A 15,591-nucleotide genomic window follows, 5' to 3' on the forward strand; every position below is an offset into this window, starting at 1 on the left:
TTCTTATATAAAATTAGTACTTTTACCCCTCATTTTTTTGAAAATACTAAGATTATGAAAAAATATTTAATCGCTATTGTTGTTTTTTGTTTTGGATTTACGTTTTCTCAGCAGAAACAAGTAAAAAGAGCCGCTATCGGATTTTTGAATGTTGAAAACCTTTGGGATACTATTCCTTCTGCTGATTATATCAACGGAACTCTTGCTGTTTCTAATCCTGCATTTCACAGAAGTGTTCCATTAGATTCGTTAAAGTTTTTAGAAACCACTGAAGATTACAAGGGAGAATGGAGTGATGATCTTTTACTTGGTAAAAAAGTAATCCGTAAACAGATCTTAGCAGACGATTTTACAGCCAACAGTCCTAAAAGATGGGGAACAAAGTTTTATAATCAGAAATTAGCAAATGAAGCGAAAGTCATCTCAGAATTAGGAAGACAGTATACCAATGACAACCCTGCAATCTGCGGACTTATTGAAGTAGAAAACAGACAAGTCGTTGAAGATCTGATAAAACAACCCGCTTTAGCGAGAAGCAACTATGGGATTGTACACTTTAACTCCTATGACGCCAGAGGAATTGATGTAGCTATCATTTATCAAAAAGCAAGATTTTCCTTACAGAATTCTTATAAAAAAGAAATCAAAATTTTTGATGAAGACGGAAAAAGAGAATACACTAGAGATATTGTAGTGGCTATAGGATTATTGGATGGTGAAAAAGTCGGGATCTTTATGAATCACTGGCCATCCAGAAGAGGAGGAGAGGCTATTTCTCAGGCTAAAAGAAATGCCGCTGCAACTACTTTAAAAAATGAAATGGATAAAGTAACAGCCGAAAATCCGGGCATCAAATTATTCTCAATGGGAGATTACAATGACGACCCTGTAAGTCCAAGTTTGAAAAAATATTTAAATGCAGTAGGAGACCCAAGTGAACTTTCTGATAAATATCCTTACTATAATTTAATGTACAAATTATATAAAGCCGGAGTTGCATCTCTAGCTTACAGAGATGCTCCTAACTTATTTGACCAGATTATTGTTTCTAAGAATTTGTACTCAATAGAAAAAATAACCCCTACTTATTCTATTTATAAAGCAGAAATTTATGCTCCGTCTTATTTAGTTAATAAGGAAGGACAGTGGAAAGGCTATCCTTTACGTTCTTGGGACGGAGACCGATTTACCGGAGGATACAGCGATCACTTCCCAGCGGTATCAATAGTTCAGAAAGAATATATAAAAAAATAAATACAGGATAAGCACTCATTTTGAGTGCTTTTTTTATGTAAGTTTATATATATGAAAAATATAATTTTACTTATAATTATTTCACTTTTACCCTTCAGTTGTATAGCGCAAACTGAAACTAGAAATAATAAGGAAAAATCTGAGATGAAGCCTTCAAAAAATGAAGATGGAGAATGGGATCTAACTGTATTAGATACTCAATTTGATTATTTTTTAAATGCGGTTGCAAAACCGATAAGCCAATATTCAGAATCTTATTTGAAAACAAAAAATACTTTTTTAGTTAACGAATGGAATTCCTATTACTACTCAGGAAAATACAGAAACATTATCGAATCGTCTATTGATTACGATCCGAAAGAAAATTACGGAATTAAATTCGAATATAAACTCTACCAGGTTTTTGCTTATGTCAGCTGGAAATATAAACTTCGCATGAACGGGCTTTCCGGAGCTGATGTTATCAGATAGCAAAAAAGGTTCAGAATTATTCTGAACCTTTTTTTTATGATACTAAGAAATTATTTGTTGAATAATTCCTCAACCTTATCCCAGTTTACTACAGAGAAAAATGCTGCTACATAGTCAGGTCTTCTGTTTTGGTAATTTAAGTAGTAAGCATGCTCCCAAACGTCAAGTCCTAAAACCGGAGTTCCCTTTACATCTGCTACAGGCATTAAAGGATTATCTTGGTTCGGAGTTGAAGAAACAGAAACTGAGCCGTCAGAATTTTTTATCAACCAAGCCCATCCTGAACCGAATCTTGTTTTAGCAGCATCAGAAAAATCAGTTTTGAATTTTTCAAAACCTCCGTAAGCTTCGATAGCAGCTTTTACATTTCCTACAGGCTCATTACTTCCACCCGGAGTCAGAATTTCCCAGAATAAAGAGTGGTTGAAGTGACCTCCACCATTATTTCTTACCGCTGGTTTATCAGTACCTGTTTGGCAGATTTCTTCTATTGTTTTTCCTTCCAGATCAGTACCTTTGATTGCATTATTTAAATTGTCGATATATGCTTGGTGGTGCTTTGTATGGTGGATTTCCATAGTTCTTGCATCGATAGTCGGCTCTAATGCATCATAAGCATATCCTAGTTTTGGTAATTCAAATGACATAATTTTATTTTTAATGTTATTAATCCAAATTTAGCCATAATTTAACCTATATTCAAAAAATGAAGATTACTTTAATAAATCTTTAACATTGATATATTGATTTAGAAGGAATTAATTTTAAATAAATATTTAATGCCACAAAAACATCTTTAAATTTGTGATCATGAACACCAGAATAACTTGTATTCTCACCATACTTTTAATAAGCAGTTGCAAAATTTTGCAGGCACAATCCAAACCTGCAGATAACATAATCCTGCCTCCTCTGCATTACACCAACACCTTTTATCAATTGAAAGAGGATGTGGAAAATTTTCAGTCAATTTCAATAGATATAGAAGTGAAAAATTATATCCCTAAAAATTATTATTTCTACATTGCACCCTTGAATCTTGAATTCAACGAAATCCCTATCTACTCAGGGCTACAATCCAAAGGAGACGGGATTGATTTTAAAACCAATCAACAGGAAAACTACATTCCATTTAACGGTATCTTTTCCAGATGGAATGAAAGGAATAAAAATGCTCTAAAAACTACTGGATATTATATAAGTTCTGACACGGAAGGAGATTTCATCAGTGTAAGAAACCCCATTGGATGGAATAAAGGAAATTATAGAATAACGATCAAAAAAGATGGTTACGTACCGGGTACATCTATTCAAAATGTTGATATTGATAAAACCTATTTCAGCTGGGGAAAGTACGAGCATACCTGGCTAACAATGACTGTTGAAGATTTGAAATCTCATACCATAGCAACCATAGGATCTCTTGCATTTCCGGGAAAGAAAATAAGGATGAATAAAAATATACTATCATTTTTGGAGCAGTACAGATATACTATTGATTTCGCTGAAAAACCAAGATTCAAAGAGGATTCAGACTATATTTATTATAAAGATATTCCTTATATTAAAATAATCCAAAAAAATATACTGATCAACGGAAAGCCTGTCACTTTTGAAAAGGTAAAAACACTTCATAATAATACTGTGCATTCTGAACAGGAAAATATAAAGAAAACATTTCCTATACTTTCAACAGATCAGTTTACTGCAAAAAACAATGAACTAATTCTTGAAACAGGAATTTTAAATCCGATTAAAAAATAAAAAAGCACAAACCTTCTAAGGTTTGTGCTTTTTCTTAACAATATTAAATTAATTTACTTATTCATAGACATAAGGAATTCCTCATTGTTCAGAGTTCCTTTAATATTTTTATCTACAAATTCCATAGCTTCTATAGGATTCATTTCAGAAAGATATTTTCTTAAAATCCACATTCTCTGAGAAGTTACTTCATCCAAAAGAAGGTCATCCCTACGGGTGCTGGATGCTACTAAATCTATGGCAGGATAAATTCTTCTGTTTGCAATTTTTCTGTCCAGCTGAAGTTCCATATTACCCGTTCCTTTGAATTCTTCAAAGATTACTTCATCCATTTTAGAACCTGTATCAATAAGTGCTGTTGCAATAATTGTTAAAGATCCGCCTCCTTCAATCTTTCTTGCAGCCCCAAAGAATCTTTTCGGCTTATGAAGAGCGTTGGCATCAACTCCTCCTGATAATACTTTACCTGAAGCAGGCGTAACCGTATTATAAGCTCTTGCCAATCTTGTAATTGAATCTAATAAAATAACTACATCATGACCGCATTCTACCATTCTTTGTGCCTTAGCAAGAACTAGATTAGCCACTTTCACGTGTTTGTCTGCCGCTTCATCAAATGTAGAGGCAATTACTTCCGCATTTACACTTCTTTCCATATCGGTAACTTCTTCCGGACGTTCGTCAATCAGAAGAACCATCATATATACCTCAGGATGATTAGCTGCGATAGAATTGGCAATATCTTTCAGCAACATTGTTTTACCTGTTTTTGGCTGGGCAACAATCATTGCTCTTTGTCCTTTCCCAATGGGAGCAAACAAATCAACAATTCTTGTAGAAATTGTAGATCCGCTTCCTGCCAGATTAAATTTCTCTTCAGGGAAAAGCGGTGTTAAATATTCAAAAGCAACACGGTCTTTAATAAAAGCAAGATCACGTCCGTTAACTTCAGTAGGTCTTAATAAAGAAAAATACTTTTCACCTTCTTTTGGTAACCTTACAATACCTTTTACAGTATCTCCTGTCTTTAATCCGAAATTTCTGATCTGTGCAGTAGAAACATATACATCATCCGGAGAAGAGATATAACTAAAGTCTGAAGAACGTAAAAAACCATAATTATCCGGTAAGATTTCCAAGACTCCTTCAATACTTACCATTCCATCAAAGTTGAACTCCTTCTTCGGTTCCTGGTGTTGATGTTCATCATTTCTTTCAGAATGCTGCTGATGTTGCTTATTCTGATTTTGATGTTGATTATGGTGCTGTTGATTTTTATGCTGGTTTCCGTTGTTTTGCGGATGATTTTGACCTTTTTGAGATCTAGCCTGATGTTGAGGAGAAGTCGGCTTTTCGTCTGCGGAAGCAGTTTCTGGAGATTCTGTACTGTTTGAAACTTCTGTTTTTTCCTGAGGATTTTCAGAATTGCCTGCATTAGCGGAAGGAACTCGTTTTCTTTTCTTCTTAGCATTCGCTGCAAGAGCAGATTCATTAGGAGTATCCTCAGTATTGATTTCTATTTTTGGTTCCTCTTTTACTGGTTCCTCCACAGCAATTTCTTTTTCTTCTGCCTTTCCTTCAATCTGCGGTTTTGCTTCTGCTTTAGGTTTTGGAGCAGCCTTTTTAGGAGCTGCTTTCTTTGCTGGAGCCTTTACTGCTTTCTCTACAGGAGGTTCCTCAGTAGTCATGCTACTTTCTGTGGCGTTGAAATAATCTTTAGCAACTTTAGGGTTGGAAGCCTGAAAGTCAAGAATAGCAAAGATTTTATCATTCTCATTGCTGTTTCTTGCAACTTTAACGCCTAAATCTTTTAAGATTTTAGTCAAGTCCGTTACGGATTTTGACCTTAACGTTTCAATGTTAAACATATTTAATGTAAAAATGTAATTAATTGTGAGTAAGAAAAGTAAGTCCGGTGACTGTTGTTTTCAAGTACATTCGTATAATGCAAATCTACACTTATTTTTGAATTGTGCAAAATTTATATTATTTTTGCCTAGAATTTAATATTCAATGCTACAAAGAATACAGACCATATGGACTTTTTTAGCAGTTTTGGCTGCTGTGTTTCTGTTCGTTACAGGGCAAGATGTTATCATTTCTGACAGTTTTCCTGTACTTAATATTGCCTGTATCGTACTTGTTTTGGTTGGATTGCTGAGTGTATTCAGCTTTAAAAACAGAAAAAGACAAATTTTGCTGAATACCATCAGCATCATTATAAACGCTTTGTTGATTGGTATATTGATTTACTGGTTACTAAAATTATCCGGAGGAGTTCATTTTCCTGAGAAGGGTATTGAGCCAATTTTTCCATTGATCGCGATGATCTGTTTGTTTATTGCAAATATTTACATCAAGAAAGATGACAGGCTCGTAAAATCTGTAGACAGACTTCGATAACCTTACAACGATTTTTTGAGTGAGAACAGCTTCTTTTTAGGAGCTGTTTTTTTATAGATATTCCCACAGATTATTGTGCCTATTTTTCTTTTAAAATTTATAATATCATGAGATAAGTATTTGTGAAATCGATGCAATTTGAGGAAAATAGAAATTCACATGCAACATTTTCAATAAATGTGCGACAGATTATCTATAAATCTATACAATGAAAAAACTAACCTACTTAACGTTTTCACTTTTTTCCATATTTTCTTTTGCACAGGAAGTTTCCAAGGAAAGAATCAACACCATTCTGGCTACATTGGCTTCAGATGAAATGAAAGGTCGTGAAATCGGAACCCAGGAAAATGAAAACGCGGCCAATTACATAGCTAAACTCTTCAAAGAAAACAATCTGGAATATTGCACGGGAAATTCTTACCTGGTTCCATTTAATTATAAAGGAAAAACAGTCTATAATGTTTGCGGAGTAAAAAAGGGAAAGACAGATAAATACCTTGGTTTTTCAGGACATTTTGATCATATAGGAACCAGCAATAAAAGCGGGGATAATATCTACAACGGAGCCGATGACGATGCGAGCGGAATTACCACACTGGTAGGAATTTCAGATTATTTTAAAAATGAAAAGCCTGAGTTTTCCATGGTGTTTATGGCTTTTAACGGAGAAGAGAAGGGAATGCTTGGCTCCAGAGCAATATCTGAAGATAAAGCATTAGACAAAATTTATAACAATATGACCGCTCTTTTCAATTTTGAAATGGTGGCTACAGAATCCCAGTTCGGAAAAAATGCTTTATTCATGACGGGTGACGAATTTTCTGACTTAGATGAATTGTTCAACAAAAATGCAGCAAATGGTTTAAAAATCAATCCGGATCCTTACGCTTCAGAGCAACTATTTTACAGATCTGATAACGTAAACTTCGTTAAAAAGAAAATTATTGCCCATTCTTTTTCAACAGTTGATATGACAAAAGCTTCTCATTATCATAATGAAAGCGATGATTTACATGTAGTTGATTTTGAGAATCTGACTCAAATTATCAATAATTTTGGTCAGACTTTAAAGAAAATAAATCCCAAAAATTTCAATCCGAAATATAACGACAAAGTAAATTTCAATTAAAAACGTCTTATCGTTTAAATTATGTAATTTTGCTATCCAATTTTTTCATTGAATGAATAAGTATCAAAAAATTTTAAAATTCGCAAGACCACACCAGAAATACATTTATGGGAGTTTATTTTTCAATTTGTTGTATTCTGTATTTCAAATTGCTTCGTTAGGAACAATTTTGCCGGTTCTGGGAATGCTTTTCGGAACCATTGAGGCTAAAAAATACAGTCATCCACCTGTTTATTCGGGAAAAATTTTAGACTTTTTTTCTTACATAAAAGAATATGCCAATTATTACGTTCAGACTTTGGTGACAGATTATGGAGCGCTTAAGGTACTAGCCTGGCTGTGTGTAGGAACTGCTTTTATGTTTCTACTGAGAAACCTTTTCAGATATTTGGGCTCATTTTTACTGATCAATTATCGTGTAGGAGTTACCAAAGACCTTCGTGGAGCTATGTACAGAAAGATTCTTTCTTTGCCGGTTTCTTTTTTTACAGAAAGCAGAAAAGGAGATCTAATGTCGCGTATGTCAAACGACGTAGGTGAAGTAGAAGGAAATATTTTGGGAAGTTTGGTAGAATTGATCAATGCGCCATTTATGTTGATCAGTACATTGGTAACACTATTCTTCCTGAGTACAGAAATGACTCTTTTTTCACTTTTGGTATTGCCTGTAATGGGAACAATGATTGCCTTGATAGGAAAAAGCTTAAAAAAGGATTCTCATGAAGCGCAAAACGAAATGGGAACCATTTTCTCTATTGTAGATGAAACATTGAAGTCTACAAAAGTAATTAAGATTTTCAGTGCAGAAAAAATAATGGACAACCGATTCATGCAGTCTATGCAAAGATGGATCAACAGTTCCATAAGATTGGGAAGAAAAAAGGAGCTTGCATCGCCAATGAGTGAGTTTCTAGGCTCAGTGACATTCTTAATCATCGCCTGGTATGGTGGAAAACAAATTATTGTAGAACAAAGTATTTCTCCAGCAGATTTCCTTGTTTTCTTAGGTATTTTCTTCCAAATTTTACCTCCTGTTAAAAGTTTATCTCAATCTATTTCCAATGTCCAAAAGGGTGAAGCATCCCTTGAAAGAGTTTTAGAAATCCTTGATGCAGATGTAAAAATTGATGAGGTAGCAGAACCTGTTTCAATTTCTACCCTGAATAATGCTATTGAATTTAATAATATTGGGTTCTATTACGATAAAGACCATACTATTCTTAAAAACTTCTCATTAAGTATTCCCAAAGGAAAAACTGTTGCGCTTGTCGGACAAAGTGGTAGTGGAAAAACAACCATTGCGAACCTTTTAGCCAGATTTTATGATGTTTCCGAAGGCGAAATTTTAATTGATGGAGTTAATATTAAACATTTAAAACTGAAAGAATACCGCAAGTTACTAGGAATGGTAACTCAAGAGTCCGTTTTATTCAACGATACTGTTTATAATAACATTTTGATGGGTAAACCTGACGCGACAAGAGAAGAGGTAATTTCAGCCGCGAAAATCGCTAATGCAGACTCATTCATCACCAATCTTCCTGATGGATATGATTCCAATATCGGAGACGACGGCGGAAAACTTTCCGGAGGTCAAAAACAAAGGGTTTCTATTGCGAGAGCTGTATTGAAAAATCCACCAATTATGATTCTGGATGAAGCTACATCAGCATTGGATACAGAATCCGAAAGATTTGTTCAGGATGCGTTGGAAAAAATGATGGAAAACCGAACATCCTTAGTAATCGCCCACCGTCTCTCAACAATTCAGAAAGCGGATTGGATCGTGGTAATGGAAAAAGGTGATATTATGGAACAGGGAACTCATCACGATCTTATTGCCAAAAGAGGAGTGTATCACAAATTGGTTGAGCTTCAAAACTTTGATTAGAAATATTTAAATCATTTTAAAAATGAATCCTATACAAGAGTACTTCTACAGAATCGATGAGCCTGAAAGAAGTACTCTTCTTTTTTTACGCAAAAAGATCCTCGAATCTGATCCAGACAATATCACGGAAACATTAAGCTTTGGATTGCCGTTTTTTAAGTATAAAAAGAAAATGCTGTGCTATTTGTATTATAGCAAAAAACATAAGCAGCATTATATAAGTTTTTATCATGGGGATAAACTAGATCATCCATTATTGCTACAGGAAGGCAGAAAGAAGTTTAAAATCCTTTTAATCGATGGGAATGAAGATTTGCCTTTAGACTTCATTTTAAACCTTATTAAAGAAGTAAAACAGCATATTAAATAAAATAAGAGAAGCCATTTTGACTTCTCTCATTTATTTTTACCGATATTAGGTTATTTCTTAATGATCTTATGTTTAAATTGGGTTCCTCCTTCCAACGTAATATCCAGCAAATATATCCCGGCAGAATACGGAGTCATATCCACCTTAGAATCTTTTACCTCATTTAATTTTCTTCCGTCCAAAGAATAGACAAAAATATTCTTCACTTTTTTATCCGATTTTATGTTTACAAAATCTGCAGTAGGATTAGGATAAATTGACACATCTATGGTAGAAACATCTTTCACAGACAAAAGCTGATTATTGCTTTGCATATAAATAGAAAGAACTATCCTCCCATCCTGCCCGTAAAAAACAGCAGTCGGAACTTCGTACTTTAGTACATGACTTCCAGCAGTAAGTGTAGGAGATGTAAAACTTCTGATTGGGACGGAATCTCCGGGACACCAGTTATTCCAGGAAGTCCACCAGGCCGTAGTTTTTACGGATGTTCCGTATATTCCGTTTCCTTGCGTATTATACATTCGGTACGGTTCACATGATTTTCCACCCGGAGTAAAGGTTAATACCTGTGCATTATCTAATGAAACCTGATTTTCCCTTCTTACATATTCCTCTCCATTAGTATTGGCTCCATGGGGTGTGGAAATAATGAAAAACTTAGCGTTATCCGTACTTTGATTTACATTAAAATTAACCAACCTTACTGTTTCCCCGGCTTGGTCCGTATTATTATAGTTATTCAATTCATTGGAATCTAATAACGGAAGTAGGTTATTATACGAAGTAGTAACTGAAGGATCATTATAGGTGACAAAACTTAGCGTTCCTTCAAAAACATCATTTCTTCCGGAGCAACCTGCAACCTGAGTATTTGCTGCATAAGGAACCCCGAAAACATCAAGTTCTACATAAATATCATATGTATTTCGTAAAGTTACATTACTGAACACCGCATACAGATTATCTACTTCATAAGTGTACGGAACTGTAGTTGGAGAAATATTTTTATTCATGAAGGGAGTAATATACCTCCCTATTTCAAATCTTTTCACTCCTGTATCACTCAATGTATAAGTTGTCTGATTTTTAGGAACTAAAGCAATATGTACACCTCCTATTCGGTCATAATTATCACAGAGCGCTCCGATATTTACATTCATCTGAATTTTATTCTGAAAAGAATTCAGTTCAGTATCACTTAGTTTTCTGGCATATCTGTAATTCGCCAATCGAATGGTATTTGCCGGAACCGGATTGGAAACATTTGCCGCATACCCGTCGTAAAAAACAACCTGTGAAAATACGTTAATAGTAGTTTGTGCTTGTATTTTCAAAAATGCAACAAAAAGTATTAAGGAAAGTAGAACTTTTTTCATTTTTAAAATTTAATTTATGATTTCGCACCAAAAATACAATTTAAAAGAAAAATAAACAAGGTTAAACATTTAAATATATTAAAAAATACAATTTGCCTAAATGTAATTTACATTTTAATAAATCAAACTTATTAAAACAAAAAAGACTGCTTCCTTCGAAACAGTCTTTTAATATCTTGATAAATATTAATCTTTTAATTTGGCGATCACATCTAAACCTCCTTTGGTAATATCACCTATCTTACAAATGATTTCAGTATCCATAGGTAGGAAAACGTCCATTCTTGACCCGAATTTGATAAATCCAAATTCGTGTCCCGCTTTTGCTGCATCTCCTTCATTACAATAGAAAACAATTCTTCTCGCCACATATCCTGCAATTTGTCTGAAAACCACTTTATGATTGGTTAAAGTTTCGACAGCAACTGTTGTTCTTTCGTTTTCTGTGGAAGATTTCTCGTGCCAAGCAACCAGATATTTTCCAGGATGATATTTCTTGTAAATTACGTTTCCTGATACAGGATATCTACAAATATGAACATTTAGCGGAGACATGAAGATAGAAACCTGAATTGCTTTTCCTTTAATAAATTCATCTTCATCCACTTCTTTGATCATCACCACCTTACCGTCAACCGGCGCTATCACATTTTCTCTGTGATCTAAAATGTTACGATCAGGAACCCGGAAAAACCAAAATACCAAACTATATATTACCAACAAAGGCAGAATAATGAGTAACGACCAGATTTTAAGGAAATAAATAGCTAATACGCCTAATATGACGAACAATAGGGTAGCTACTGTAATTGTTCCTTTCGACTCTTTGTGTAATTTCATGAGATTATATAAATAAATTTAGCTAAAATAAAGTACAAATATACGACAGGAACACAGATTAAAAAACTATCCAGCCTATCTAATACTCCACCATGCCCCGGAATGATATTTCCACTGTCTTTTACACCGAAATTTCTCTTCAGCTGACTTTCCACCAAATCTCCCAATGGAGCGAATGCAGCCACCAAAAAACCTACGATCATCCAGTTCCCCCGAAGATCAGGATGATAATGTTCTATAAAATAAGATAAAACCAATGTCAGTACTACTCCACCAATATAGCCTTCCCATGTTTTTTTAGGAGAGATTTTAGGAGCCATTTTATGTTTTCCGAAAAATTTCCCGGTTAAGTAAGCAAAAGTATCGCTGCTCCATATCAAAATAAAAAGAAATAGCACTTCTAAAGAAAATGTATCGTCGTAAGAGGTAAATTTCGGAAGTCCCAATGCGAAAGAGAAAGGGAGAGCTATATAGATCACTGTAAAAATCAGTTTTCCGCTGTCATAGTATAATTCACTTGAAAACTTAAATAAGGTAACCACTGCGATTAAAATTAGAACAATCGCCAATATTTCGCTCAATCTGAAATCAAAAAAGAAACCATAGTTAAAATATCGCTTAGAAAAGAGATAAAAAATAAACGCAATAAGAGGCAGCACCACCCACTTCTCATATCCGTTGCCAAACTGTACAATTTTTACACATTCCCAGGTTCCTACCAGCATTAAAAATGTAATCAGTCCGTAATAAAGATATTGCTGTTTAACCAGATCCGGAGAAATAGAATTAATCAGTTTCGCTCCCAATGGAGTAACACATAAAACAATAATTGCAACATATACAATTCCGGAAAGGGTTCGTTGAATAAGGTTTTTGTCCAAAATTTAAAATTTAGAAAGTTGATGCTTAATCTTCAAGCAGCAATAAAAACAACTTCGTATTAGAATTAGAAGAAGTATCCATTTTCGATTGATTACCGCTGATTGAAGTCAGATTTTTGATGTTACCGTTTCTTTTGATTTTTCCCATCGCATCATTGAGATTATTCACTATCTGAGAAACATTGGCAATGATAATAATTTTGCTTGGTAACCTTGAAGAGTGATAATGAAGAATATTATTATGGGACAGCATTATTCTCCCGTCGTAAGCAATAAGATATTCGCAGGTAATAAAAGCACAGTCGTTAGAAGATTCCAGATCAGAAGTATAAGGAGCCTTTACAACATTTAAAAAATTCTGAAGCTCTTTATCCCAGCAAAAAAGATTGGTAATCCCTTCTATTTTAATGATTTGATTTAAAGTTTGTAACGCTTCTCCTTCATCTGCACAATAATTAAAAAAACCTCCCGAATGCGTAAACAATTGCGCAAACTTATAATCAAGATCCGCATTTTTCAACGAATCTCCAAGTTTCTCCAGGCTCTGTTTATCCTCTTCCTCAGGCTGGTTGGTAAGTTTGCTTACAATCTTCTTGAATAAATTCAACTTAATCTATTTTTAGTCAACTTTATACAAAAATAGAAAATAAATCATAATAGATTCCAAAAATATGGTTATAAATATGAAAAAACCTGACAATTTAAAGTTGCCAGGTTTAAACTTATTTATTTTTTAAGATTTTATAGTTGAGAAGAGCTTTCAGGAGCCTGAATTTCGCTTTCCTCTTCTTTATCTTTAATTTCTATTTCTTCTGTATTTTCTTTCCCATTAGGAATAGTATTTGTTACAGGCTTTTCCGTTAATTCCGGATCCCAAGCTCTTTTTCCGAATACTTCTTCTAAATCTTCACGGAAAATGACTTCTTTTTCCAACAGTTTGTTTGCCAAGGCATCCAGTTTATCTTTATTTTCAGTCAGAATCTGAACCGCTCTGTCATATTGATTTTCGATAATTGCTTTAATTTCAATATCGATTTTTTTCGCCGTTTCTTCAGAATAAGGTTTTCCGAAAGAATATTCAGACTGGCCTGAACTGTCATAATAAGAAATATTACCGATGTTCGGACTCAAACCATAAATCGTAACCATTGCCTGAGCTCTCTTCGTTACACTTTCAAGGTCAGAAAGCGCCCCTGTAGAGATATTGTTAAAAATAACCTGTTCTGCAGCTCTACCTCCTAATGTTGCACACATTTCGTCCAGCATTTGTTCGGTTGTTGTCAATTGTCTTTCTTCAGGCAAATACCAAGCTGCCCCTAATGAACGTCCTCTCGGCACAATTGTTACTTTCAACAATGGTGAAGCATGCTCAACCAACCATGAAATAGTAGCGTGACCAGCTTCGTGATAAGCTACTCTCTTTTTTTCTGATGGTTTGATTGCTTTATTTTTCTTTTCAAGACCACCAATAATTCTGTCTACAGCATCAAGGAAATCCTGTTTCGTTACCGAAGTATGATTATTTCTTGCAGCAATTAATGCTGCCTCATTACAAACATTTGCAATATCCGCTCCACTGAATCCAGGTGTTTGCTTTGCCAAGAATTCTCTGTCTACATTATCATCAAGCTTGATTTTTTTCAAGTGAACATCAAAAATCTGTCTTCTTTCATGCAGTTCCGGAAGGTCTACATAAATGGAACGGTCAAAACGACCTGCTCTCATTAAAGCTTTATCCAAAATATCCGCTCTGTTGGTTGCAGCCATTACGATAACATTCGTATCGGTTCCGAAACCATCCATTTCAGTCAGCAACTGGTTCAATGTATTTTCTCTCTCGTCGTTTCCGCCTGAGAAATTGTTTTTCCCTCTTGCACGACCAATTGCATCAATCTCATCGATGAAAATAATGGCAGGAGATTTTGCTTTAGCCTGAGCAAATAAATCTCTTACTCTCGAAGCTCCTACCCCAACAAACATTTCCACGAAATCTGAACCTGAAAGTGAGAAGAAAGGTACTTTAGCTTCACCGGCAACAGCTTTTGCCAATAAAGTTTTACCTGTTCCCGGAGGCCCTACCAAAAGTACCCCTTTAGGAATTTTACCCCCTAATTTTGTATATTTTTCAGCGTTTTTCAAGAAATCTACCACTTCCTGTACTTCTTCCTTTGCTCCTTCTAATCCCGCAACATCCTTGAAGGTTACCTGTATTCTTTCTTTTTCGTCAAAAAGTTTAGCTTTAGATTTTCCGATAGAGAAAATTTGACCTCCGGGTCCACCTCCGCTTCCCATTTTTCTGAAAAGGAAGAAATAAAATATTCCTAAGATTGTAATCCAGATTAGTGCCTGAACAAGAATTTCCATCATTGGGTTTTTTCCTGTTCCGTAGTCTTTTGTAGTTGCTAAAGCCGGATTAGCAGCCTTTACCTGATCAAATTTTTGTAAAAAAAGCTGAAGATCTCCATATTTAACTGTAAAATCAGCTTTTGGAGCTACTGAAAAGGCAGCAAGAGGATCATTTTCTTTTGACTTGTCCACTGTTGCTGTTTTCGCCGCTTTTGTAAGGAATACATCCGCTCTTTCAGTATCTTTATAAATTATAATGTTCTGAACTTTTCCCGCCTGCATTTCTCTGAAGAAAGCATCTTCATCCATAGATTTTGCACCGTCTCCTCCTAAGAAATTGGAGCCCACGAATAACAAAAGAGCAATGATTATTATTGGAAAAAACCAGTTAAATCCCTTATTGTTCATTTATACTTTTTAAAATTTAAAATTCATTCTCAATTTTTGTGATTTTGGCATCTCCCCAAAGTTCCTCAATATCATAGTACTCACGTACTTGTTTTTGGAAAATGTGAACCACCACAGAAACGTAGTCTACCAAAACCCACATTGCATTTTCTGTACCTTCTACATGCCATGGTCTTTCTTTAAGCTCGTTTCTTACTTTTTTCTCAACACTTCCTGCCAAAGCAGCAACCTGTGTATTCGAGTTTCCGCTACATATTACAAATGTCTCAGCTACAGAGTTTTCGATATTGGAAAGATCAAAGATCATAATATCTTCACCCTTTACATCCTGGATAGCCTCAACGATTTTATCTAATAATTCTTGTTTTTCTGCTGTTTTATTCATTAAAAAATACTATAATCTGCAAATTTATTGTTTTTCTTTTACTTTAGCCTTACTTTTACCCCCTTAA

The 15,591-nt window shown here is 34.6% G+C and carries 15 protein-coding genes; 7 read left to right on the forward strand and 8 right to left on the reverse strand.

Going from position 1 to position 15,591, the window contains the following annotated elements; translation table 11 throughout:
* The first annotated feature begins 54 nt into the window (after window positions 1-54).
* Window positions 55-1,254, forward strand: coding sequence for an endonuclease (locus MKS83_RS12995; RefSeq protein WP_240580044.1), 1,200 nt, complete (start codon window positions 55-57; stop codon window positions 1,252-1,254).
* 51 nt (window positions 1,255-1,305) lie between these two features.
* Entirely contained in the window at window positions 1,306-1,725 is a 420-nt protein-coding gene (locus MKS83_RS13000; protein ID WP_100377328.1) for a DUF6146 family protein, read from the forward strand.
* A gap of 50 nt (window positions 1,726-1,775) precedes the next feature.
* Here the strand turns inward: MKS83_RS13000 and MKS83_RS13005 are convergent, their stop codons facing one another.
* A complete protein-coding gene (locus MKS83_RS13005; RefSeq protein ID WP_240580045.1) occupies window positions 1,776-2,372 on the reverse strand; it encodes a superoxide dismutase in 597 nt (198 codons plus the stop codon).
* A 163-nt stretch (window positions 2,373-2,535) separates the two neighbouring features.
* Here MKS83_RS13005 and MKS83_RS13010 point away from each other — a divergent pair, with 163 nt between their 5' ends.
* The gene (locus tag MKS83_RS13010; RefSeq protein ID WP_240580046.1) at window positions 2,536-3,489 is read left to right on the forward strand and encodes a hypothetical protein; all 954 of its coding nucleotides are present in this window, start codon (window positions 2,536-2,538) and stop codon (window positions 3,487-3,489) included.
* Window positions 3,490-3,542: 53 nt separating this feature from the next.
* Here MKS83_RS13010 and rho read toward each other — a convergent pair whose 3' ends face one another.
* Window positions 3,543-5,357: a transcription termination factor Rho gene (rho, locus tag MKS83_RS13015; protein ID WP_240580047.1), complete on the reverse strand. Its 1,815-nt coding sequence runs from the start codon at window positions 5,355-5,357 to the stop codon at window positions 3,543-3,545.
* Window positions 5,358-5,502: 145 nt separating this feature from the next.
* Between rho and MKS83_RS13020 the strand changes: the two genes are divergently transcribed.
* The 4 genes from MKS83_RS13020 to MKS83_RS13035 all read left to right on the forward strand — a co-directional run bounded on the left by MKS83_RS13020 (window position 5,503) and on the right by MKS83_RS13035 (window position 9,285).
* Window positions 5,503-5,892, forward strand: a complete 390-nt coding sequence (locus MKS83_RS13020) for a DUF4293 family protein (protein ID WP_100377331.1) — start codon at window positions 5,503-5,505, stop codon at window positions 5,890-5,892.
* A 208-nt stretch (window positions 5,893-6,100) separates the two neighbouring features.
* Window positions 6,101-7,024, forward strand: a complete 924-nt coding sequence (locus tag MKS83_RS13025; RefSeq protein ID WP_240580048.1) for a M28 family peptidase — start codon at window positions 6,101-6,103, stop codon at window positions 7,022-7,024.
* A 52-nt stretch (window positions 7,025-7,076) separates the two neighbouring features.
* Window positions 7,077-8,915 (forward strand): ABC transporter ATP-binding protein, encoded by a 1,839-nt coding sequence (locus tag MKS83_RS13030; RefSeq protein ID WP_240580049.1) that lies wholly within the window; start codon window positions 7,077-7,079, stop codon window positions 8,913-8,915.
* A gap of 22 nt (window positions 8,916-8,937) precedes the next feature.
* Window positions 8,938-9,285 carry a DUF1801 domain-containing protein gene (locus MKS83_RS13035; RefSeq protein ID WP_240580050.1) on the forward strand — a complete coding sequence of 116 codons (348 nt, stop codon included), beginning with the start codon at window positions 8,938-8,940 and terminating at the stop codon, window positions 9,283-9,285.
* Window positions 9,286-9,335: 50 nt separating this feature from the next.
* Here the strand turns inward: MKS83_RS13035 and MKS83_RS13040 are convergent, their stop codons facing one another.
* From MKS83_RS13040 to rsfS, 6 genes are all read right to left on the reverse strand, one after another.
* Window positions 9,336-10,664 (reverse strand): peptide-N-glycosidase F-related protein, encoded by a 1,329-nt coding sequence (locus tag MKS83_RS13040; RefSeq protein ID WP_240580051.1) that lies wholly within the window; start codon window positions 10,662-10,664, stop codon window positions 9,336-9,338.
* 186 nt (window positions 10,665-10,850) lie between these two features.
* Entirely contained in the window at window positions 10,851-11,504 is a 654-nt protein-coding gene (locus MKS83_RS13045) for a phosphatidylserine decarboxylase family protein (protein ID WP_240580052.1), read from the reverse strand.
* Window positions 11,501-12,385 (reverse strand): phosphatidate cytidylyltransferase, encoded by an 885-nt coding sequence (locus MKS83_RS13050; RefSeq protein ID WP_240580053.1) that lies wholly within the window; start codon window positions 12,383-12,385, stop codon window positions 11,501-11,503. The genes MKS83_RS13045 and MKS83_RS13050 overlap by 4 nt, the downstream gene beginning before the upstream one ends.
* 25 nt (window positions 12,386-12,410) lie before the next feature.
* Window positions 12,411-12,992: an LUD domain-containing protein gene (locus tag MKS83_RS13055; protein ID WP_240580054.1), complete on the reverse strand. Its 582-nt coding sequence runs from the start codon at window positions 12,990-12,992 to the stop codon at window positions 12,411-12,413.
* Between the two features lie 134 nt (window positions 12,993-13,126).
* Window positions 13,127-15,139 carry an ATP-dependent zinc metalloprotease FtsH gene (ftsH, locus tag MKS83_RS13060; RefSeq protein WP_100377339.1) on the reverse strand — a complete coding sequence of 671 codons (2,013 nt, stop codon included), beginning with the start codon at window positions 15,137-15,139 and terminating at the stop codon, window positions 13,127-13,129.
* Window positions 15,140-15,155: 16 nt separating this feature from the next.
* A complete protein-coding gene (gene rsfS, locus MKS83_RS13065) occupies window positions 15,156-15,524 on the reverse strand; it encodes a ribosome silencing factor (RefSeq protein ID WP_100377340.1) in 369 nt (122 codons plus the stop codon).
* Between the last annotated feature and the right edge of the window lie 67 nt (window positions 15,525-15,591).

It is taken from the genome of Chryseobacterium sp. Y16C (assembly GCF_022488405.1).
In the GTDB taxonomy this organism is placed as follows: Bacteria; Bacteroidota; Bacteroidia; order Flavobacteriales; family Weeksellaceae; genus Chryseobacterium; species Chryseobacterium geocarposphaerae.